The organism is Agromyces ramosus, assembly GCF_030817175.1.
GTDB classification, from domain to species: domain Bacteria; phylum Actinomycetota; class Actinomycetes; order Actinomycetales; family Microbacteriaceae; genus Agromyces; species Agromyces ramosus_A.
The window spans coordinates 2,268,284-2,289,638 of record NZ_JAUSYY010000001.1 but is presented as its reverse complement, the minus strand read 5'-3'; the positions used below and the strand labels follow the sequence as shown (position 1 = coordinate 2,289,638).

Below are 21,355 nucleotides of genomic sequence, written 5' to 3'. Positions count from 1 at the left end.
AGAGAGATCCGTCGCGGTAACCCGCTCGAGTGGTTTCATCGCGGCGTCCGTCGACCTAGAAGTGCCACGGGTACGGACCCCAGTCGGGGTCGCGCTTCTCGAGGAAGGCGTCGCGGCCCTCGACCGCCTCATCGGTGCCGTATGCCAGGCGCGTCGCCTCGCCCGCGAAGACCTGCTGCCCGACCATGCCGTCGTCGACCGCGTTGAATGCGAACTTCAGCATGCGGATCGCGGTGGGCGACTTCGTGAGGATCGTGCGCGCCATCGAGATGGCCTCGCGCTCGAGCTCGGCGTGCGGCACGACCCGGTTCACGGCACCCATCTCATGGGCGCGCTCGGCCGAGTACTCCTCGGCGAGGAAGAACACCTCGCGGGCGAACTTCTGGCCGATCTGCCGCGCGAAGTAGGCGCTGCCGTAGCCGGCGTCGAAGCTGCCGACCTCGGCGTCGGTCTGCTTGAACCGCCCGTGCTCGCGGCTCGCGATCGTGAGGTCGCAGACGACGTGCAGCGAATGGCCGCCGCCGGCCGCCCAGCCGGGCACGACGGCGATGACGACCTTCGGCATGAACCGGATGAGCCGCTGCACCTCGAGGATGTGCAGGCGGCCGACCGCGGCGTGGCCACCGCCGCCCTCGACGATCGCCGTCTCGGCGTCGGAGTACTTGTAGCCGTCGCGTCCGCGGATGCGCTGGTCGCCGCCGGAGCAGAATGCCCAGCCGCCGTCTTTCGCGCTCGGGCCGTTGCCCGTCAGCAGCACCACGCCGATGCGCGGGTTGATGCGCGCGTCTTCGAGCGCCCGGTAGAGCTCGTCGACCGTGTGCGGCCGGAACGCGTTGCGCACCTCGGGCCGGTGGAACGCGATGCGGGCGATGCGCCCGTCGAGCGAGTGGTGGTAGGTGATGTCGGTGAAGGGGCCGGATGACCCGGCCACACCCGCTGCGGCATCCGCCCACTCGCTCGCGTCGAACAGTTCGGACACCTCGGCTGCCATGCGACCAGCCTATTGCCGTGGACCCGCTGGGGTGCGAGCGGTGCCGGTCAGACGCCCGCGGCGCCACCGCTCAGGAACGACGAGAGGCTCGCGAACACCACGGAACCGATCGTGAGCGCGGCGTAGGTGATGGGGATGAGGGCCGCGATCACCACGAGGATGCCGACGACCGCGATGACGATGTTCTTCGGCGTCGACTCGGGCTCGACCTCATCGGGTGCGAGCGCCTCGGCGAGCTCGTCATCGGCGGCGACCGTGTGCTCCGTGCCGACCGCGCGTTCCGCCTGCATCATGTCGCCTCCCTCGGAGCCGTCAGATTAGCAGACCCCCCTGCGGGCGCCGGGGGTGCAAGACTGGGCGCATGCTGCCCGAGCCGAATGAACTGCTCGCCACCGCCCGAGTGGTCGCGCTCCCCCTCGTGACGCGGTTCCGCGGCATCGACGTCCGCGAGGCCGTGCTCCTCGAGGGTCCCGCGGGCTGGACCGAGTTCTCGCCGTTCGTCGAGTACGACGACCACGAGGCATCCGCGTGGCTCGCCGCCGCGATCGACTACGGCTGGAACGCGACCCCGGCTGCGATGCGCGACCGCATCCCCGTGAACGCGACCGTGCCGGCCGTCGACCCCGACAGTGTGCGAGCGGTGCTCGCCCGATTCCCCGGATGCCGTACGGCGAAGGTGAAGGTCGCCGGCGGCGACGAGCCGCTGTCGGCGGACGTCGCGCGCGTACGCGCCGTGCGCGAGGCGCTCGGCGCCGAGGGTCGCATCCGCATCGACGCGAACGGCGGCTGGAACGTCGACGAGGCCGAGCACGCGATCCACGCGCTCGCACCGTTCGACCTCGAGTACGTCGAGCAGCCGTGCGCCACCGTCGACGAGCTCGCCGAGATCCGACGGCGCACGAAGTACATGGGCATCCCCATCGCCGCCGACGAGAGCGTCAGGCGAGCGGATGACCCGCTGGCGGTCGCCGCGGCGGGCGCCGCCGACCTCCTCGTGATCAAGGCCGCGCCGCTCGGCGGCATCCGCCGCGCGCTCGACATCGTGGCGCAGGCGGGGCTCCCGGTCGTCGTCTCGAGTGCACTCGACACGAGCGTCGGGCTCGCGATGGGCGCGGCGCTCGCGGCATCCGTGCCCTCGCTCGAGTTCGACTGCGGGCTCGGCACGGCTTCACTGCTGGCCGCGGATGTCACGCGCGCTCCGCTCCTGCCCGAAGACGGCTCGATCCCCGTGCGGCGGGTGCTGCCCGACCCCGCGCTGCTCGACCGCTACGCGGCGTCGCCCGAGCGCACCGAATGGTGGCTCGAGCGACTCGGGCGGGCGTACGCGGTGCTCGCCGAGGCTGCCGCCCGGACTTCCGCAGGATGAGCGCCGACAGACCACGCTGAGAGCGGCGCTGCGGGCGCTCATCCTGAATTCCGTGCCCGACGGCGACGGAGACCGGCAATCAGGCGCGGTCTCCGCCTCCGCGCATCACCAGAGCAGCAGCGGCACCGGCGCCGACTGCGAGCCGGCGTAGCCCTCGCCGCCGTCGAACGACGTGCTGATGAGGTGCAGGCCGGCGGGCAGCTTCGGCAGCTTGATCTTGGCTCGTCCGTCATCGCCCGCGGTGAGCTCGACGGTGGCGATGGCCGTTGCTCCATCGAAGACCGTGAGCGTGCCGACCGGCGCACTCCCGTCGGCGGCGAACACCTGCACCGCGACCTTCACCGCGGAGCCGGCCTTCGCGACGAGCTTGTTCGGGGTGGCGACGGTCGCCGTCGAGACGGCCGGGGGCGGCTGCTCGTCGACGAGCACCGCGACGCTGCGCGCCGGCACCGAGACCGAGCCGGTCGCGGCATCCCACGTCGTCGTCTTCACCACGGCATCGGAGCCGTTCGCCTGCGCGTCGGCCAGCTCGAATGTGCGACCGGCGAGCCCGTCGACGCTTTCGGTCACGGCCGAAGGCGACGCGTTGAACACGATGAGCGCTCCCTCGAGCTCGGGGTCGACGTCGTCGCCCACGAGATCGTCGATCTGCATCACGATGACGCCGGGCGTGGCATCCGCACCACTGTTCGGGAACGTCACCTTCTCGTCGATGAGCTCCGCCGAGCCGAGCTGCAGCAGGTCGACCTCGTTGCGCACCCGCAGCAGGTCGAGGGCGGATGCCTCGGCCGCCGCGATGTCCGCAGCACCCGGCTTGAGCGCCGGGTTCGCCAGCAGCGGCGCCATGATCGGCCACTTGTCCTCGTTGTCGGCCTTCGACGGGAGCCCGGAGCCGAAGGTCGACTCCTGGCCGGTCCAGTCGATGCGGTTGAACCAGTCGCCCGAGTTGTAGCTGTTGCGATCGAGGGACTTCGAGCGCAGCAGCTCGGTGCCGGCGTGCCAGAACGAGGGCGACTGCGAGAGGGTCACCGTCGCGAGCGACAGCGTGTTCATGCGCACACGGTCGGCCATCGAGGTGTCGGTCGGGAGCTTGAACACCGAGAGGTCGTAGAGGGTCTCGTTGTCGTGCGCGTCGACGTAGTTGATGACCTCGTCGGGCTCGTCGGCGTATCCGGCCGGCGACCCGTTGTAGTCGAACTGCTCGCCTCGTTTCACGATGCCGTCGGACCCGGTGAACTCGTAGCCGCGCAGGTTGCCCGCGAGCCCGAGCTTGACGAGATCGGTCTGCTGCCCGAGCGTGCGGTCGGCGGGGTCGATGGGCGCCCCGTTCGGGTCGGTGCCGAGCCCGGTGCCGAAGCCCTGGTCGAACGTCGACGCGCCGTCGACCGGGCTGCCGCCATGCACGCCGTCGCGCAGCCGGTCGTTGAACGTGCCGATGCCCGTGCCGCCGAGCTGGCCCTGCGTGGCCTGCTCGAAGAGCGCGTTGTTCGCCACCTCGCCGAAGTTCCAGCCCTCGCCGTACAGGTACACCGCCGAGCCGTCGACGCCGTCCTCCTCGATCGTCAGCTCGTCGAGCGCCGCGCGCACCGCGAGCATGTTCGCCTTCGAGTGGTGGCCCATGAGGTCGAAGCGGAAGCCGTCGACCTTGTACGCCTTGGCCCACAGCACGACCGAGTCGACCATGAGCTTCTGCGCGACCTCGTGCTCGGTGGCGACGTTCTGGCAGCACGTCGAGGTCTCGACGTTGCCCACCGCGTTCAGGCGTTGGTAGTAGCCCGGCACGACCTTGTCGAGCACCGACTTCTCGCCCTGGCCGCTCTGCGCGGTGTGGTTGTACACCTTGTCGAGCACGACCTGCAGGCCCGTCGCGTGCAGCGCGCCGACCATCTCGCGGAACTCGGCGACGCGGGCGCCGCCGTTCGGGTCCACCGCGTAGGAGCCCTCGGGCGCCTGGAAGTGGAACGGGTCGTAGCCCCAGTTGAACCCGTCGAGGTCGCGGATCGGCTCGAGGCAGGCCTGCTGCTCGGGCGACGCCGGGCCGAAGCTCGCCAGGTCGCAGGCGGGGGTCGCCTGCGCCGCGCGGCGCTCCTCGATCGTGGCGATGTCGAACGTCGGCAGCAGGTGCACCGTGTTGATGCCGGCCTCTGCGAGCTGCTCGAGCTGGGCGGTGCCGGCCGAGTCGCGGGTGAAGGCACGGTAGGTGCCGCGCTCCTCGGCCGGCACGGTCTCGTCGGTGATCGAGAAGTCGCGCACGTGCAGCTCGTAGATCGCACGGTCGACCGGGCGCTCGACCACGGGCGCGGGCGTCTCCTCCCACTGCGCGGGGCGCAGCGACTCGTCGTCGAGGTTCACGACGACCGAGCGGGCCGAGTTCGTCGTGAGCGCGACCGAGTACGGGTCGGTGACGGAGTTCGTCTCGATCGTGCCGGTGGTCGGGGCGTAGACCTCGACCGACCAGCGGTACTCGTCGCCGACCGACGGGCCGCTGACGCTCCAGGTGCCGTCGGCCGGGTCGAACTCGGCGGGGATCACCGTCGGATCGCCGGTGCCGCCCGACGGCCACGCCTCGAGCGACACCGACTGCGCGGTGGGAGCCCAGAGGGTGACGGTCGAATCCAGCCCGGTCACGCTCGCGCCGAGCGGCGTCGAGGCGAGGGCGTCGGCGTAGAGGTCGTCGAGCACGCCGGGCACCTGCACGCCCGTGAAGGCGGTGAGCGTGCCATCCGTCGACTGCGCGACCGCGAGCTGCTCGGTCAGCAGCTGCTGCACCGCCGCTCGGTCGACGCCGACCGGGCGCAGGGCGAGGAAGCCCTCGAGCGCCGGGAACTTCGCGAGCTGCGCGTCGCTCAGCCCGGCCGGATCGAGTGCGAGCTCGATCGCGTCGCCGCCGCCGGTCACGGCGCCGTCGGCCACGGCGAGTGCGGCGTTGGGCGAGTGCTCGATGGTCCACACGGTCGAGGCTGCGGATGCCCCACCGAGCAGTTCCGCCGGCCACGCGAGCGTGTCCTCACTCACCCAGTGCGCCCGCGACTGGCCCGTGCCGGCGAGCGGCGGGTCGGTCACGATGATCTCGAGTACGTGAGTGGCGATCGTGTAGCGGAACTCGACGAGCTTGCCGGTCTCGGCGATGAACGAGTAGTTGCCGCCGCCGGGCGCGCCGCCGACGCCGTAGTTCTCGTCCCAGCTGAGGCCGTGCGCGACCTTCGCCTCGTACGACCCGTCGGGGATCGAGGAGGTCGACCAGGTGTAGACGCCGTCCTTGTCGCCGTCCTGCATGAGCGACGCGAGACACTCGGGCTGCCAGTCGCCGGGGCATCCGACCTCGGACTGGAAGCTGCCGGGCAGCGTCACCGTGGGGCCCTCGGCGGTCGACGAGACCACCTTCGTGTTCGGGTTCCAGTAGAAGGTGATCGGCCCGCCCGCGTGCGAATACGTGACGTTCGGGCCGTTCGGCTCGCCGTTGGCGCCGTAGTTGACGTCCCAGCTGCCGTTGATCGCGACCTTGTACTCGTAGTCGCCGGCCGGCACGTCGAAGGTGCCGGCGTAGATGCCGTCGGCGCGCAGGGTCAGCTTCGCGACCTCGCAGCCGGGTGCCCAGTCGCCGGCGCAGCCCATCTCGGAATTGTGCGAGCCGGGCACCGTCACGAGTTCGATCGGCGTCTCGGGCTCCTCCTCCTCGACGAGGTTCACGGCGTTGCCGACCGAGGCGTAGGACGAGGCGGCCGAGCGGTTGCCCGCGGCATCCGTCGACACCGCGCGGTACTCGAGCAGCGTGCCGTTCGCGAGGCCCGCCGTGTCGTGGAAGACGCGGGGACTCGTGTCCTCGGCGGTGCCGAGTGCCTTCCAGTCGCTCGAGCCGGCGACGCGCCAGGCGAAGCTCGTCTCCTGCCAGGTGGCGTCGTCGACGTCGGCGGCGACCGCGCTGACCCCGGTCACGCCGGCACCGGCGACGGGCACCGAGACCGAGATGGCGGATGCCGCGTCGGGGGCGCTCACCGGGCGGTCGGCCTTCAGCACCACGGTGCCGAGTGCCGGGACGGTGACGGATGCCACTCCGTCGGCGTTCGCCACGACGGCAGGGCCGTCGGTGCCGTAGAGCGGCGCGAACGCGCCGTCCTTCGTGAGGGTCGACACGTCGACCGTCTTCGCGGCGTTCGAGTTGTTCGCCGCCACGAGGTACTCGGTCTTCTCCGCCCGATCGACACGGGAGAACGCGTAGACGCCCGCGCCGTTGTCGACGTAGCGCTCGATCTGCGCGCCGGTCTCGAGCGCGGGGTGCGACTCGCGCAGCGCTGCGAGGGCCGCGATGTGCTCGTAGAGCGGGGCATCCGTCGCGAAGTGCTCGCCGGTGCCGAACGGCTCACCCGTGACCAGCTGCTGGTTCTGGAACTCGGCGACCTGCGTCGGGAACAGCGTCTGCCGGGCGCTCTGGTCGCCGCCGATGCCGGCGAAGCCCTGCTCGTCGCCGTAGTAGACGACCGGCTGGCCGCGCGTGAGGAACATCAGCTCGTGGGCCAGCTCATCGCGCTGCAGCGGCTCGGCGGTCGAGTTCAGGAAGTAGCCGACCCGACCCATGTCGTGGTTGCCGAGGAACGTGGGGAGCGCCGTCGCCGATGAGTCGGGCGTCGTGTAGTAGTCGTCGCCGGCGAACAGCGACTGCAGGTTCTTCGCCGAGTTGCCGGCCGCGAAGCTCACGGCCTGCGACTGGAACGTGAAGTCGAGCACCGAGTTCATGTCGCTGTTGCGCACGTACGGGCTCAGCTTCACGGGGTCGGCGTCGTAGACCTCGCCGAACATGAAGAAGTCGGGCTTGCCCGTGGCGTGCGCGAAGTCGAGCACCTGCGTCGACCACTGCTCCCAGAACTCGAAGTTCACGTGCTTCGCCGTGTCGATGCGGAAGCCGTCGATGCCGAGGTCGATCCACTGCTGGTACACGTCGACGAAGCCCTCGACGACGGTCGGGTGCTCGGTCATCAGGTCGTCGAGGCCGACGAAGTCGCCGAACGTGACCGACTCGCCCTCCCACGTCGAGTCGCCGCGGTTGTGATACAGCGTCTCGTCGTTGAGCCACGAGGGCACCTTGAGATCGGTGTCTTCGGGGGTGACGACCGGGGTGTACGGGAAGCTCGTCGCAGGGTCGAGGGCGGGGAAGGGCGGTGACCCGGCAGCCGCGTAGTCGGCGGGATCGAACGCGGTGCCCGAGGCATCCGTGTAGGGGCTCGCGGCCTGGTCGATGTAGGCGTGCTGGCCCTCGGCGTAGTCGATGACGTCGGCCGTGTGGTTCGTGATGATGTCGAAGTAGACCTTGATGCCGCGGGCGTGCGCGTCGGCGATGAGGGCCTCGAGCTCGGCGTTCGTGCCGAGGTGGGGGTCGATCTGCGTGAAGTCGGTGATCCAGTACCCGTGGTAGCCGGCCGACGCGTTCGCGCCCTCGCCCTGCACGGGACGGTTCTTGAAGCTCGGCGTGAGCCAGATGGCGCTCGTGCCGAGGCCCTCGATGTAGTCGAGCTGGTCGTGCAGGCCCGCGAGGTCGCCGCCGTTGTAGAAGCCCTTGTGGGTCGGGTCGTAGCCGGTGGTCAGGGCGTCGCCGGTGAGGCCGCCCTGATCGTTGGTGGCGTCGCCGTTCGCGAAGCGGTCGGTCATGACGAAGTAGAACGTCTCGTCGCTGCCGGGCTGGCGCACGGGGTCGGCGACGAGCGCGGCGTCGGATGCCTCGTCGTATGCGGTGCGGATGCCGGTCGACTCGAGCCCCACGCGCTTCAGGGTGTCGTCGAACACGACGCGCACGGGGGTGTCGCCCGCGACGGTGAGCGGGATGTTGTCGCCGCCGCCGTTGAGGCCGTAGGCCTCGTCCCACGTGTCATTGACCGCGACCTTGTACTCCCAGATGCCGGCCGGGATCGTGAACTCGGCCGCGAAGACGCCCGGTGTGCCGGTCGCGATGAGCTCGGTCTCGGCGCACTCGGGCTGCCAGTCACCGGGGCATCCGAGCTCCGACTGTAGCGAGCCGACGAGCGCGAAGGTGCGTGGCTCCTCGGCCGCGGCGGCGAGTCCCGGAATGACGGCGATGGCGGAAGCCGCGAGGGCTCCCGACACTACGAGGGCGAACCAGCTGCGTGCGCGAGCGCGTTGCGTCATCCTTGACTCCCGATTTCCGGCACGACTCCGTGCCACCGACACTGGAGGCGACGCTAGCAGCGGGCCTTGCGTTAATGCAAGCGCTTACAGACCAGATGTCCCGAGATCGACGGATGTCCCATCAGCACAGTGCCCCGCGCCGCCGCGCCCGCTGGAAGCGCTCTCAGAACCGCCCCTCGTTCGCTGGGGCCCGGCCACACTCGTGCCGTGCCGGTGCGGGTTCGTCGCTCGCGTGCGAGGAACTCCACGCACTGGAACGAGCAACCCGCACGCCGGCGCACGTTCCTCGCATCGGCGCATGTTCGTCTGTGCGCCGAAGTGAGGAACGTGCGCCGGATGCCCGAACCCGACATCAGAACAGGCGGGCGAAGGTGACGTCGCGGAAGTTGGCTTCACGAAGGTGCTCGGCCTCGCGCCGACGCTCGTGGAGGACGACGAGTTCTTCGCGGCTGAGGGAGTGCCGCGTCGTGCGGCTCCATCCGAACGCGAGTCCTGCGCGGAGAACGAGACGCTCGGCGAGCGTCGAGGGTCGGGTCCCGGGCCGGCTGGGCACAGCCCCGGTTGCGACGAGTGCGGTGTTCATGATGACTCCTGAGTGCAATGACCATGTGGGGTGGATTGTGGTGTGAGTGGATCAGTGGATTTCCGCCCGATTCCGGGCTCACCTCTGTTCTACGGCGAGGGGGTGGGGCGGCTCATCGGCGATGACTACCGAGATCGGGCGACCGCGCTACCGACATCCGCGGGTGCCGTCTACCGAGTGCGGCGGATCGCCCCGACTCAGCCGGCCGGCTCGAGCACGTCGGGCGCGAGCCGCGTCGCCTCGGCACGCGTCGCGACGCCGAGCTTCGCGAGCACTGCGGCGACATGCGTGTCGACCGTGCGGACCGACAGCACCAGCCGGTCAGCGATTTCGGCGTTCGTGCGTCCTTCGGCCACCAGCCGCAGCACCTCCACCTGCCGCGCCGTGAGGCCGGCCGGGTTCCCACGTGTCAGTGATGAGGGTCCCCGCGGGATGCTTCGCGCCCCGCGTTCCCGCAGGATGGCCCGCACACGCCGGGCGAGCGGCAGGGCTTCGATGCGGTCGAGGATCGCGAGCGCCGCGAGGAGGTCCGACTCATGTGGGCTCTCGGCGAGTGCCGAGGCCTCGTGGTAGGGGCATCCGTTCGCCCGCCACAGTTCTGCCGCCCGCTTCCAGTCCCCCCGCGCCTGGACGGCGAAGGGGAAATCACCCTCGGGCACCTCGACGACCTCACCTGCCCTGCGAAGCAGCGACGCGAGCTCGGCCTGCAGGTTCCCGTTCTGCAGGCGCACCACCTCGTCGTACGCAGGCCGGGCGATCGACCGTGCAGCGCGGAGGTCGCCGCGCAGGAGTGCCGCCTCCGCGCGGGCGGCAGCGGCGGGGCCGGTGCGCTGCAACTCGCCGAGGCGCTCGGCCAGCCGGCTCGCCTCCTCGAGCGTCGCCTCTCCGGCAGGGTCACCTCGGCGGATTCGGGCAAGGCCGATCACCATGAGCGCCACGCAATGCGGCTGCGGCAGGGACTCGCCGGTGTGCCCGGCGGCTGCCACCGCTTCGTCCCATTGAGCCCGCGCGAGGTGCAACCGCGCCTGCTCGACCCGCTGGTAGGCCCAGAGCGCGACGACCTCCGTGCGCTCCGACAGTTCGAGGGCGGGCTGCAGGTAGCGCTCCGCGAGGTCGAGTCGGTACTGCTCGAGCAGGCTCCAGACGAGGTTCACGTGGGCGCGTGCTGCGTCATACATGTGGTTCGATGCGATCGCGATGTCTGCGGCCTCGAGGAGCTCGTCGATCCCGTCGTCGTTGTTCTGCAGCATGTGCGCGGTGCCGAGGTTGTTGAGCGCGTGCGAGAGCGCACCCGGCTCGTCCGCGTCCTGTGCGAGTGAGATGGCGCGGGTGGCGAGATCGATGGTTCTCGGGATGTCGTGGGCGAGCATGGCGAGCTGCGCCTCGTTGCTCAGCGCGATGGCCAGCAGTCCGCGATCATCCGCCCCCGCGGCCACGGTCGACGCCTCGCCCGCCGCCGCCTCGGCAGCGGAACGATCGCCCGCGAGCCAGTGGAAGCGAGAAAGCCAGCGCAGGCTTGCGCCGAGCGCAGCGGGCTCACCCTGCTCCCGCCGCATGCGGATGACCTCCATCTGAGCATCGACGGCGTCGAATCCCCGGCCGAGCATGTGGAGCTCGATCGCGAAGTCCTCGAGCAGCTCGGTGCGCTCGGCCGCGCCGAAGCGCTCGGGGTGGGCGAGGGCGGCCCGATAGTGCTCGACCGCCTGCCGACGCGCTCCGCTGACCGTTGCGTCGCGGGCGGCCCGCGGTGCCCAGTGCACGATGGCGTCGACGTCGCCGGCCTCCACCGCATGGGAGACGATCCGGCCGGGATCGCCGCCGACCTCGAGCAGCATCGTGAGCACCTGGGCGTTCAGTTCGATGCGTCGCGACGCGGGCAGCGCGTCGACGATGGCCCGTCGCGTCAACTCGTGGCGGAACTGCACCCCCTCGGGTCGCACCGTGATGAGTCCCGCCTCCTCGGCCGCGGCGAGCGCGCCGGATCCGCCTGGCACGAGATGCGCGAGCTCCGAGACACCGACGACCGAGGGGACGACGGCGAGCTGCTCCACGTGAGCCTGCGTCGTGTGGTCGAGGCGGCGCAGTCGGGCCGTCACTGCGTCGACGACCGTGCGTGGCACCTGTGCGGCATCCGCCGATGCGATGATCTCGCTCACGAAGTACGGGTTGCCGTCCGTCAGGGCGTACACCCGCTCGGCGTCGACGCTGCTGTCGCTGACGAGCTCGCTGACGGCGGCCGCCGACAACCGCCGCAGCGGGAGGTGGCGCACGTTCACGCGGAGATCGCCGAGCAGTCGCGCGAGCGGGTGGTCGCGGTCGAGCTCGTCGTCGCGGTAGGTGAGCACGAGCACGGTCCGCAGTTCGTCGATGCGTCGGCCGAGGAAGCGCAGCACATCGAGGGTCGCCTCGTCGGACCAGTGCACGTCCTCCACGACGAGCACGGTGCCCGGCGTCGAGGTGAGTTCCTCGTGAAGGGCCGTGAGCACCTCCTCACGGTCGCCCGCACGCAGGGCATCGCCGAGACGCGCTCCGACGTACGGCGTGAGATCGCGCAGGGGCCCGAGGGTGCGCGGAGTCGACAGCGCATCGCAGGCACCGATGAGCACGCGACTCCCTGATGGAGGCCGATCGCGCAGCGCGCCGACGAGGCTGGACTTGCCGATGCCCGCCTCGCCGTGCACCAGCAGCACGCAGCCGCTGCCCTCGATCGCGGCGTGCACGGCATCGCCGAGTTCGGCCAGTTCACGCTCGCGCTCGAGCAGCGTCATAGAGCGATGGTGCTCGCTCCCGACCGCGAGCGCAACGGCGGCTCACGGTCGGCTCGGCGCAGGTTTGTCGCGCGGGCGCACCGACCTCGATGCGCCGGCGCGACGAACGTGCGCCGAGCGCGAAGCTCAGAGGCCCGAGTACGCGTGCAGGCCCTTGAAGAAGAGGTTGACGATCGTGAAGTTGAAGAGCACGGTCGAGAAGCCGATGATCGCGAGCCACGCCGAGCGGGAGCCGCGCCAGCCCCGCGTCGCCCGCGCGTGGATGTAGCCGGCGTAGACCACCCACACGATGAAGGTCCACACCTCCTTGGTGTCCCAGCCCCAGTAGCGGCCCCACGCCTTCTCGGCCCAGATCGACCCGGCCATGAGCGTGAAGGTCCAGAGGATGAACCCGATGATGTTGACGCGGTACGCCAGGTTCTCGAGCGTGATCGAGTCGGGCAGGGTCGCGAGGAACGTGAGCTTCGCGGCCTTGGCCGTCGCGGCGAGCGCCTCGCGCCGCGACTGCATGAGCTGCACCACCGAGAGCGCGAACCCGAGCGCGAAGAACCCGACCGACGCACTGGCGACGAACACGTGGATGACGAGCCACACCGACTGCAGCGCCGGCGGCAGCGGAATCGGGCTCACGTAGAAGTTGACGCTCGCGACGCCGAGCAGCACGAGCACGAGGCCCACGACGAAGGTGCCGAGGAAGCGGAGGTCGTGCTTCGCGATGACGACGACCGCCAGGAAGACGGTGGTGATGATGAGCGTGCCGGTGAGCGCGAACTCGTACATGTTCGCCCACGGCACCCGGCCCGCCGCGACACCGCGCAGCACGTCGGCGGTGAGGTGCAGGGCCCACGCGACGACGGTGAGTGCGACGCCGACGCGTAGTGCCGGCGAACGGCCGTAGGCGACGGATGCTCCCGCCGCGAACCTGCCCGCCGGTCGCGGCGAGACCGTGGCCGGCGCGTTCGTGGCCCCCGTTGCGCCGGGACGTGCGCTGCCGGCACCGCCGGCGCCCGCGGCCGCCCCGACCGGCGCTGCGACGGACGAGACGCGCGCCGCGGCATCCGCCGACGCCGCATTCGCACCCGCGACCGACCGCTTCGACAGGTCGATCGCGTAGGCGATGAACGCGAGCGCGTAGACGGCCATGGCCGAGTACACGAGCAACACGGAGATCTCGTCGAGCGACATGTTTCTACCTTACGTCGAAGACTTCGCGGGGCCATCGGAGGATGCCGCGGCAGCGGGCCCGGCGTGCTTGTCGGCGAAGGCCGTCACGGCGGTTTCGAGGCCCGGGTCCTCGCCGCGCGCGAGCGCCGCGTACTCGAGCACCACGCGTCCGTCGGGGCGCGTGACGGCTTTCACCCACATGCGGCGGCGCGGCACGAAGAGCGACACGAGCAGGCCGCCGAGGATGAGGGCGGCGAACACGAGCACCCAGAGTTGCGTGGGGTCGTGGTGGATGTCGAAGCTCGCGAACCGCGGCACGCTCTGCGAGTAGTCGGCCGGGGCATCCGCATCGCCGGCATCGGGCGACGCATCCTCGAACGTGACCGTGCCGAGCCCGTTCGGCAGCTCGGCGGTCTCGCCGGGCTTCAGCTCCACCGAGTCGACGCCCGTCGTTCCGCCGGTGAGCTGCTCCATCGACGAGGGGTCGAGCGTGTAGACCGACGTGGGCTCGCCGCCGTCGATGCCGAGGTCGCCCTGGTACACGTTCAGCGTGAGCACCGGCAGGATCAGGTCGGGGTAGCTCGAGGTGTAGGCACCCGAGGCCAGCTCGCTCTGCGTGGGGTAGAAGAACCCGACCATGCCGACCTGCTCGGGCAGCCCGTCGGGCACCTTCACGACGCCGATCGAGGTGAGGTTCGCGTCCTGCGGCAGGAAGGGGACCGAATCGGTGAAGACGACGTCGCCGTCGGCGTTGCGCACCGTGATCGTCGGGGCGTAGCCGTTGCCGAGCAGGTACACGTCGGTGCCGTGCGTGTAGAGCGGCTCGTTCACCTTGACGGTGCGCTCCTCGGGCTGCTCGCCCTGCCCCTCGACGGTCACGTGAGCCGTGAAGTCGATGGGCTGACCGATGGCGTCGCGGTTCTGCGTCTCGTAGACGGCGTCGAGCTCCTCGAGGGAGAGGCGGTAGGGCGTCAGCGAGGTGTCGCTGAAGAACCGGCCCGGGTTGAACGAGTCGTAGGCCGCGAGGGTGTTCACGAAGGCCTGGCCCTCGACGACCACGCGCTGGCCCGAGAACCCGAAGCCGCCGCCGAAGCCGACCGCGACGAGCACGCCCAGCAGCGCCGTGTGGAACACCAGGTTGCCGGTCTCCCGCAGGTAGCCGCGCTCGGCGGAGACGGATGCCTCGCCGCGCAGCTCGTACCGCTCGACGCGGTAGCCCGCCTGGCGCAGCTGCTTCGCGGCGGCATCGATCGCGGCATCGGCGTCGGCCCCGGCGTCGGCCCCGGCGGCGGTCGCCCCGGTCGCGTCGGTCCTGCTCACCAGCGGACGCTCGGTGTACCCCGCGAGCCGCGAGAGCCGCGCCGGCGTGCGCGGGGGCCGCGCGCGCAGCGCCTCGAGGTGGTGCTTCGTGCGCGGGATGATGCACCCGATGAGCGACACGAAGAGCAGCAGGTACACCGCCGAGAACCACGCCGAGGTGTAGACGTCGAACATCTGGAAGCCGTCGAGGATCGGCGCCAGCCGCGGGTTGTCGTTGAAGTACTGCGTGACGCCGTTGGGGTCGCTCGACCGCTGCGGCACGAGCGACCCGGGCACCGCGGCGATCGCGAGCAGCAGCAACAGCAGCAGCGCCGTGCGCATGCTCGTGAGCTGCCGCCACGCGAAGCGCACCCAGCCGACGAAGCCGAGCTTCGGTTGGGTGACGGATGCCTCGCCGGCATCGTTCTCGACCGAGTCGATGTGGTCGGCGGGGCGCGAGGGCGCGCCCGGGTCAGATTGCGGGGACAAAACCGGTGATCACCGCCTGCAGCCCGTACATCCAGATCGACCAGATGCCCGACACCATGAGCACGCCGATCGCGATGAGCAGCACGCCGCCGGCGATGTTGATCGCACGGATGTGTCGACGCAGGAACGCGAGCGACCCGGTGACCCAGCTGAACCCCGCGGCGACGAGGAGGAAGGGGATGCCGAGGCCGATGCAGTAGACGAGGCCGAGGAGCACGCCGCGGCCGGCGGAGGCGGAGTCGGCGCTCAGGGCGAGCACGACCGCGAGGGTCGGGCCGATGCACGGCGTCCAGCCGATGCCGAAGACGATGCCGAGCAGCGGCGCGCCGGCGAGCCCGGTGGCCGGCCGCCAGGACGCCTTGATCGTGCGCTGCAGGAAGCCGAACTGTCCGATGAAGACGAGGCCCATCACGATGAGCAGCGCGCCCGCGATGCGCACGATGACGTCGGAGTATCGCAGCAGCCACGAACCCGCGACGCCCGCGACGAGGTTGAACGTCACGAACACGAGCGTGAACCCGGCGATGAACAGCAGCACGCCCAGCAGGAGTCGCCGGCGGTTGCGCTGCTCGACCGCGGCGTCTGCCGAGGCATCCGTGAACCCGCCGAGGTAGCCGAGGTAGCCGGGCACGAGCGGCAGCACGCACGGGGAGAGGAACGAGACGAGGCCCGCGGCGAGCGCGATCGGCACGGCGGCGAGCAGCTGCCCGTTCAGCACGACCTCCCCGACGCCCATGGCTACGCCTGCTCGGCGAGGAGGTCGTCGATGATCGACTCGAGGATGGAGGCGTCCTTCAGCTGGCCGAGCACCCGTGCGGCGACGCGGCCCTCGCGGTCGAGCACGATCGTCGTCGGCACGGCCGCCGGCGGCACTGGGCCCGCGAACGCGAGCTGCGCCTCGCCGCTCTCGACGTCGAGGATCGACGGGTAGGTGATGCCGTAGCTCTGCTCGAAGGATGCCGCGTTCGCGGCCTGGTCGCGCACGTTCACGCCGACGAAGCTCACGTCGTCGGGGTCGACGCCCTCGTGCACCTCCTGCAGGATCGGCGCCTCGACGCGGCACGGCGCGCAGCCGGCGTACCAGAAGTTCACGACCTGCACCCGGCCCGCGGCATCCGCGGAATCGTAGCTCTCGCCTTCAACGGTCTCGCCGGAAAACTCGATCGGATCGCCGCGGCTCTCGAGCGCGTACTCGGTGATGGTGCCGTCGCCCGCGATGTAGTTCTTGCCGCTGCCCTCGCGGAACTGGTCGGCGAGCGGGTCGCTCGTGCATCCGGTGAGCACGACGACGGATGCCGCGACGAGCGCCAACGTCGACCAGCGCCTGCCCATCACACCGCCACCCACATCGGTCGCCTCGGCGGCGAGCCCCGCAGCGGGATCGGCGTAGCCGACCTCGACGAAGCCGTTGCCGTCGCCACGACGCTCGAGCGTCGTGATGCTCGACAGCGCGCAGCGGCGTCGTCGCGGGTCGTGCGAGAGCGACAGGCCACCGACGCTGCGGTGCACCATCCAGATCGGAAGCTGGTGGCTGACGATCACGACGTCGCCGTCGTCGGTGGACTGCCACGCCTCGGTGATCGCGCGCAGCATGCGAGCCGAGATCGACCGGAACGGCTCGCCCCAGCTGGGCTCCCACGGGTTCACGAGGAGCGGCCAGTTGCGCAGGTCGCGCAGGGCACCCGCACGGCCGCGCATGCGCTTGCCCTCGAAGCGGTTCTCGGGTTCGATCACCCGGTCGTCGAGCACCGCGTCGAGCCCGAACGCCGCGGCGACCGGCTCGGCCGACTGCCGGGTGCGCTGCAGCGGCGAGACGACGAGCGACCGAACGTGGCGGTCGCGGGCGAGGAGGTCGTCGGCCGCGGCCTGCGCCATGCGCCGGCCCAGGTCGGAGAGCCCGTAGCCCGGAAGTCGCCCGTAGAGCACGCCCTGCGGGTTGAACACCTCGCCGTGGCGCACGAGATGGATCTGGTCGGCCGGCACGGCTTCCAGTCTAGAGAGGCGTTCCCTTTGAATCCGCCGTGCGCCGGGCCGTGAAACCCCCACAGGTAGGATGGTCGATCGTGATCAACCGCACCCTCGTCAAGAACCTCGCCGCGCTCCCCGACGGCCCCGTCACCGTGTCCGGATGGGTCGAGACCGTGCGCGATCAGAAGAAGGTGCAGTTCGTCATCCTCCGCGACGAGTCGGGTGCGGTGCAGCTCGTGAACCCCGCGACGCGGGAGCTCGAGGAAGGCGCCGACGCCGCGGCATCCGCTCGCCTGGCGACGACCGAGGCGATCTCGGCCCTCTCGCATGGTTCGTTCATCACCGTGTCGGGTGAGCTGAAGCACGACGAGCGCGTGAAGCTCGGCGGCCTCGAGGTGAAGATCGGCACGCTCGACGTCGTCACCGAGGCCAACCCCGAGACGCCCATCGCGGCCGACTCGAGCCTCGACAAGCGCATGGACTGGCGCTTCCTCGACCTGCGCCACCCGAAGCAGGCGCTCATCTTCCGCATCCAGACCACCTTCCTCCACGCGCTTCGCGGCGTGTGGGTCGAGAAGGGGCTCATCGAGATCCACACGCCGAAGCTCATGGCCTCGGCATCCGAGTCGCGTGCAGAGCTCTTCGAGGTCGACTACTTCGAGGGCAAGGCGTACCTCGCGCAGAGCCCGCAGTTCTTCAAGCAGATGGCGCAGGCGGCCGGCTTCGGCGGCGTCTTCGAGGTCGGCCCGGCGTTCCGCGCCGACCCGTCGTTCACGTCGCGGCACGCGACCGAGTTCACCTCGATCGACACCGAGATCAGCTGGGTCGACTCGCACGACGACGTCATGGCGCTGCACGAAGAGCTCATGGTCGCGGGCTTCACCGCGGTGAAGGAGAAGCACGGCGCCGAGATCGCCGAGCTCTTCGGCGTCGAGCTCGAGGTGCCGGCGACGCCGTTCCCGCGCATCCCGCTCGCCGAGGCGAAGCAGATCGTCGCCGACCGCGGCTACGTGATCCCCCGCGCCGACGACGACATGGACCCCGAGGGCGAGCGCCAGATCTCGGCCCACGTCAAGGAGACGTACGGGCACGACTTCGTGTTCCTCGTCGACTACGCATCGAGCATCCGGCCGTTCTACCACATGCGCCACGAGGGCGACCCGAGCCTCACGAACTCCTACGACCTCATCTACAACGGCGTCGAGATCTCGACCGGCGCGCAGCGCGAGCACCGCATCGACGTGCTCGTCGAGCAGGCTCGCGACAAGGGCATGGACCCTGAAGAGCTCGAGTTCTACCTCGACTTCTTCCGCTACGGCGTGCCGCCGCACGGCGGTTTCGGCATGGGGCTTGCTCGCGTGCTGATGCTCATGCTCGGCGAGCAGTCGATCCGCGAGACGACCTACCTCTTCCGCGGCCCGACGCGCCTGCTTCCCTAGCTGCGCTGCACGGTCCGGCGGCGCATGGCGCGGCGGCGCGTAGGCTCGAACGGTGACCTCCGCAACCGACACCACGAGCATGATCCGCCTCGACGGCGGCACGTTCCGCATGGGCTCGGCCGAGTTCTACCCCGACGAGGCGCCCGTGCACGAGCGGCGGGTCGACTCGTTCGAGCTCGACGTGCACCCGGTCACCAATGAGCAGTTCGCCGCGTTCGTCGCCGATACCGGCTACGTGACGGTCGCCGAGCGGCCGCTCGACCCCGTGGACTTTCCCGGGGTCGACCCCGCCGAGCTCATGCCCGGCGGCATGGTGTTCACGCCGACCGCGGGACCCGTCGACCTTCGCGACTGGCGCCAGTGGTGGCGTTGGCAGGCGGGGGCGAGCTGGGCGCATCCGTTCGGCCCCGAGTCATCCGTCGACGACAAGCCCACTCACCCGGTCGTGCAGGTGAGCTTCGAGGATGCCTCGGCCTACGCGGCGTGGGCCGGCAAGCGGCTGCCCACCGAAGCCGAGTTCGAGTTCGCCGCCCGTGGCGGGCTCGACGGCGCACGCTTCGCCTGGGGAGACGAGGAGCGACCCGGCGGGCGACTCATGACGAACCAGTGGCAGGGCTCGTTCCCGTACCGCAACACCGGCGCCGGGGGCTGGGTCGGCACCTCGCCCGTCATGACGTTCCCGGCGAACGGATACGGCCTCTTCGACGTCACGGGCAACGTGTGGGAGTGGACCACCGAGTTCTACACGCCGCGGCACGTCGTGCCGGGCGTCGAGGCGGTCGACGCCGAAGCGCGCCCGAACCTGCTCGCCGCGGCATCCGCCGAGCCCGGCTCCCGCATTCCCCGCCGGGTACTGAAGGGCGGCTCGCACCTCTGCTCGCCCGAGTACTGCCTGCGTTACCGCCCGTCGGCCCGCTCGCCGCAGGCTGAAGACACCGCCATGACGCACATCGGGTTCCGCTGCGCGCGCGACGCCTGAGTGCTGCTGCACAGGACGAGCCGCAACCTGACCCTGCGGAGCGATCATCGGCGCGCTCATCCTGCGGAACAATGCGTCACCCGCGCTCAGAGCGCGCCGTCGGGCTCCACGGTCGCGCGCAGGTCGCGCGTCGCGGGCCCTTCGATGAGCCGGCCGGATGCCTCGAAGCGCGAGCCGTGCAACGGACAGTCCCAGGTCGACTCGGCGTCGTTCCACGTGAGCACTCCCCCGAGGTGCGTGCACACCGCGCGTACCGCGCAGGTGCGCCCCTCGACCGTCGAGACTCCGACGGGAACGCCGCCTCGCGACAGGACGACCCCTTCGCCCTCGGCGGGGCGGGGCGCGGGCGCCCGGTTCGTCTCGGCACGGACCCAGCCGGTCACGAGGAGCTTCGCGACGGTCGCGTTCTCCGCGACTCCACGGCCGAGGTCTGACGGCTTCGTCGTTCGGGTGCCCAGGGTGCGGATCCACGCGCGGTGCTCGGGCCACGGCTCGCCGAGTACCTCGGCCGTGATCCGCAGCGCGGCTGCCACACCGTTCGTGAGCCCCCATTTCGCGTAGCCCGTCGCGAACCAGACGCGGCCTCGCCCGCGCGGCATCCGCCCGGCGAACGGAACCAGGTTCAGCGATTCGTAGTCCTGCGCCGACCACCGGTGCGTGAGCTCCGCGCCGGCGAAGTATCGACGGGTCCAGTCGACGAGTTCGTCGGCACGGGCGGCGGTCGAGTCGACGCGCCCGACGGGATGCTCGCTGCCGCCGACGATGAGCTGGCGCGGCGCCCCCGGTGCGCGGTCGTCGGGTGCCGTGCGCACCGACCGGGTGGGCTGGTCGACGGAGAGGAACAGTCCGGGCGGCGGCGGGTCGTCGAGGCGGAACGATGCGAGGTACGAGCGCGAATGGCGGGTCTTCGCGAAGTACAGGCCACGCCCGAGGATGGGCGCCGCCGTGGCGATCACCACCGCCCCCGCACGAATCGGGCCGTGCTCGGTCTCGACGTTGGCCGGATCGGTGGCGTGCACGCCGTGCACCCGCACCCCCGCGAGGAGCACGCCGCCCTCGGTGACGAACGCGCGGGCGAGGGCGACGACGAGCCGATACGGGTCGAGCGCGAGCTGGCCCTCGAGGGCGACGGCGCCCGCGAACGGGAAGGTGACCGGCATCTGCTCGACCAGCTCGACCGGGAGGCCGGCCTCGCGGGCCGCCTCGTACTCGGCGCGAACGGTCTCGAGCCCGGAGTCGGACTGGGCGTGGCTGTACGCCGTCTCGCGCTCGACGGGGACGCCGTGCTCGGCGGCGAACTCGGCGATCCACGCCTGGCCGTCGAGGTTCGCATCGACATAGGCCTGCACGACCTTGGCCGAGTGGGAGCGACGGATGCGCTGCAGCCTGGCACCCTGGAGCACGCTCGCCTTGCCGGTGTTGCCGCCGCTCGCGAGCGCCGCCACCTCGCGTGCCTCGACGACCACGACACTCCGGCCGGCCTGCGCGAGCATGAGTGCGGTCGACAGGCCCGTGATGCCGGCGCCGACGACCGCGACGTCGAACCGGTCGCGGCGGAGGTCGCTGGGCGTGAAGCTCGGCTCGGAGGTGCCGTCGGCGGATGACGCGGGCGCGGCTGCTCTCCAGATCGACGTCATGGTGCCAGTCAACGCGGCCGCTCACCGGGCGGCAACGGGTTGACCGGTCGAGGCCAGGCGGCTACGACCCGCGCACGCCGGTCAGCGCGCGAGCAGTGCCGTCTTCAGGCGCACCGGGTCGATGCGCCAGTAGTTGTGCACCTCGCCGTCGATGAGGAGCACCGGGATCTCCTCGGCATAGCGCGCGCGCAGCTCGTCGTCGTCGAGGATCGACACCTCGTCGAGCAGCGGGCGGCGCGAGGTATCCGTCGCCTCGATCTCCGCGACGACGCCGAGCACGACCTCGCGTGCGTCGTCGCAGAGGTGGCAGCCGGGCTTGCCGATGAGCGTGAGGCGGATGTCGCGTGGGGGCACCTTCTCAGGGTACGCCGCCCGGGTACAGCGAAAAGCGCCAGGCCGCAGGGGCCTGACGCTCAGCCGGTGAAGCGGAAGCCTACTTCTTGTTGCGACGCTGGTGACGCGTCTTGCGCAGCAGCTTGCGGTGCTTCTTCTTCGCCATGCGCTTGCGGCGCTTCTTGATGACGGAACCCATCA

Annotated in this window: 15 protein-coding genes and 1 pseudogene; 3 read left to right on the top strand and 13 right to left on the bottom strand. The window is 70.7% G+C overall.

All coding sequences use genetic code 11. The annotated features are described in order from the left end of the window. Positions 1–55: 55 nt before the first annotated feature. Entirely contained in the window at positions 56–991 is a 936-nt protein-coding gene (locus QFZ26_RS10740; RefSeq protein WP_307041924.1) for a 1,4-dihydroxy-2-naphthoyl-CoA synthase, read from the bottom strand. Between the two features lie 47 nt (positions 992–1,038). After that, the gene (locus tag QFZ26_RS10735) at positions 1,039–1,284 is read right to left on the bottom strand and encodes a hypothetical protein (RefSeq protein WP_307041922.1); all 246 of its coding nucleotides are present in this window, start codon (positions 1,282–1,284) and stop codon (positions 1,039–1,041) included. Between the two features lie 68 nt (positions 1,285–1,352). Between QFZ26_RS10735 and QFZ26_RS10730 the strand changes: the two genes are divergently transcribed. Further along, entirely contained in the window at positions 1,353–2,357 is a 1,005-nt protein-coding gene (locus QFZ26_RS10730) for an o-succinylbenzoate synthase (protein ID WP_307041920.1), read from the top strand. A 105-nt stretch (positions 2,358–2,462) separates the two neighbouring features. On the opposite strand, the gene pulA is transcribed toward QFZ26_RS10730, so the two are convergent. The 8 genes and pseudogenes from pulA to QFZ26_RS10690 all read right to left on the bottom strand — a co-directional run. Beyond that, positions 2,463–8,495 carry a pullulanase-type alpha-1,6-glucosidase gene (gene pulA, locus QFZ26_RS10725; protein WP_307041918.1) on the bottom strand — a complete coding sequence of 2,011 codons (6,033 nt, stop codon included), beginning with the start codon at positions 8,493–8,495 and terminating at the stop codon, positions 2,463–2,465. Positions 8,496–8,847: 352 nt separating this feature from the next. After that, positions 8,848–9,078 (bottom strand): hypothetical protein, encoded by a 231-nt coding sequence (locus QFZ26_RS10720; protein WP_307041916.1) that lies wholly within the window; start codon positions 9,076–9,078, stop codon positions 8,848–8,850. Between the two features lie 197 nt (positions 9,079–9,275). Further along, positions 9,276–11,846: an ATP-binding protein gene (locus QFZ26_RS10715; RefSeq protein WP_307041914.1), complete on the bottom strand. Its 2,571-nt coding sequence runs from the start codon at positions 11,844–11,846 to the stop codon at positions 9,276–9,278. A 126-nt stretch (positions 11,847–11,972) separates the two neighbouring features. After that, on the bottom strand, positions 11,973–13,031 hold the full coding sequence (gene ccsB, locus QFZ26_RS10710) for a c-type cytochrome biogenesis protein CcsB (protein WP_307041912.1): 1,059 nt from the start codon (positions 13,029–13,031) through the stop codon (positions 11,973–11,975). A gap of 9 nt (positions 13,032–13,040) precedes the next feature. Further along, the gene (resB, locus tag QFZ26_RS10705) at positions 13,041–14,798 is read right to left on the bottom strand and encodes a cytochrome c biogenesis protein ResB (RefSeq protein WP_307041910.1); all 1,758 of its coding nucleotides are present in this window, start codon (positions 14,796–14,798) and stop codon (positions 13,041–13,043) included. Further along, entirely contained in the window at positions 14,782–15,534 is a 753-nt protein-coding gene (locus QFZ26_RS10700; RefSeq protein ID WP_307041908.1) for a cytochrome c biogenesis CcdA family protein, read from the bottom strand. The genes resB and QFZ26_RS10700 overlap by 17 nt, the downstream gene beginning before the upstream one ends. Positions 15,535–15,536: 2 nt before the next feature. Further along, positions 15,537–16,130: a TlpA family protein disulfide reductase gene (locus tag QFZ26_RS10695; RefSeq protein ID WP_307045043.1), complete on the bottom strand. Its 594-nt coding sequence runs from the start codon at positions 16,128–16,130 to the stop codon at positions 15,537–15,539. 9 nt (positions 16,131–16,139) lie between these two features. Beyond that, a pseudogene (locus tag QFZ26_RS10690) lies at positions 16,140–16,781 on the bottom strand (histidine phosphatase family protein); the annotation flags it as partial. Between the two features lie 80 nt (positions 16,782–16,861). Between QFZ26_RS10690 and aspS the strand changes: the two are divergent. Together aspS and QFZ26_RS10680 are read left to right on the top strand one after the other, a co-directional pair. Then, complete coding sequence (gene aspS / locus QFZ26_RS10685) at positions 16,862–18,205, top strand: aspartate--tRNA(Asn) ligase (protein WP_307041906.1); 1,344 nt, start codon at positions 16,862–16,864, stop codon at positions 18,203–18,205. A gap of 79 nt (positions 18,206–18,284) precedes the next feature. Then, entirely contained in the window at positions 18,285–19,184 is a 900-nt protein-coding gene (locus QFZ26_RS10680) for a formylglycine-generating enzyme family protein (protein ID WP_307045041.1), read from the top strand. An 86-nt stretch (positions 19,185–19,270) separates the two neighbouring features. Here QFZ26_RS10680 and QFZ26_RS10675 read toward each other — a convergent pair whose 3' ends face one another. The 3 genes from QFZ26_RS10675 to QFZ26_RS10665 form a co-directional block, all read right to left on the bottom strand. Beyond that, positions 19,271–20,821 carry an FAD-dependent oxidoreductase gene (locus QFZ26_RS10675; RefSeq protein ID WP_307041905.1) on the bottom strand — a complete coding sequence of 517 codons (1,551 nt, stop codon included), beginning with the start codon at positions 20,819–20,821 and terminating at the stop codon, positions 19,271–19,273. Between the two features lie 81 nt (positions 20,822–20,902). Then, positions 20,903–21,175 carry a glutaredoxin family protein gene (locus QFZ26_RS10670; RefSeq protein WP_307041903.1) on the bottom strand — a complete coding sequence of 91 codons (273 nt, stop codon included), beginning with the start codon at positions 21,173–21,175 and terminating at the stop codon, positions 20,903–20,905. A 79-nt stretch (positions 21,176–21,254) separates the two neighbouring features. Next, entirely contained in the window at positions 21,255–21,353 is a 99-nt protein-coding gene (locus QFZ26_RS10665) for a 30S ribosomal protein bS22 (RefSeq protein WP_003792170.1), read from the bottom strand. Positions 21,354–21,355 lie beyond the last annotated feature (2 nt).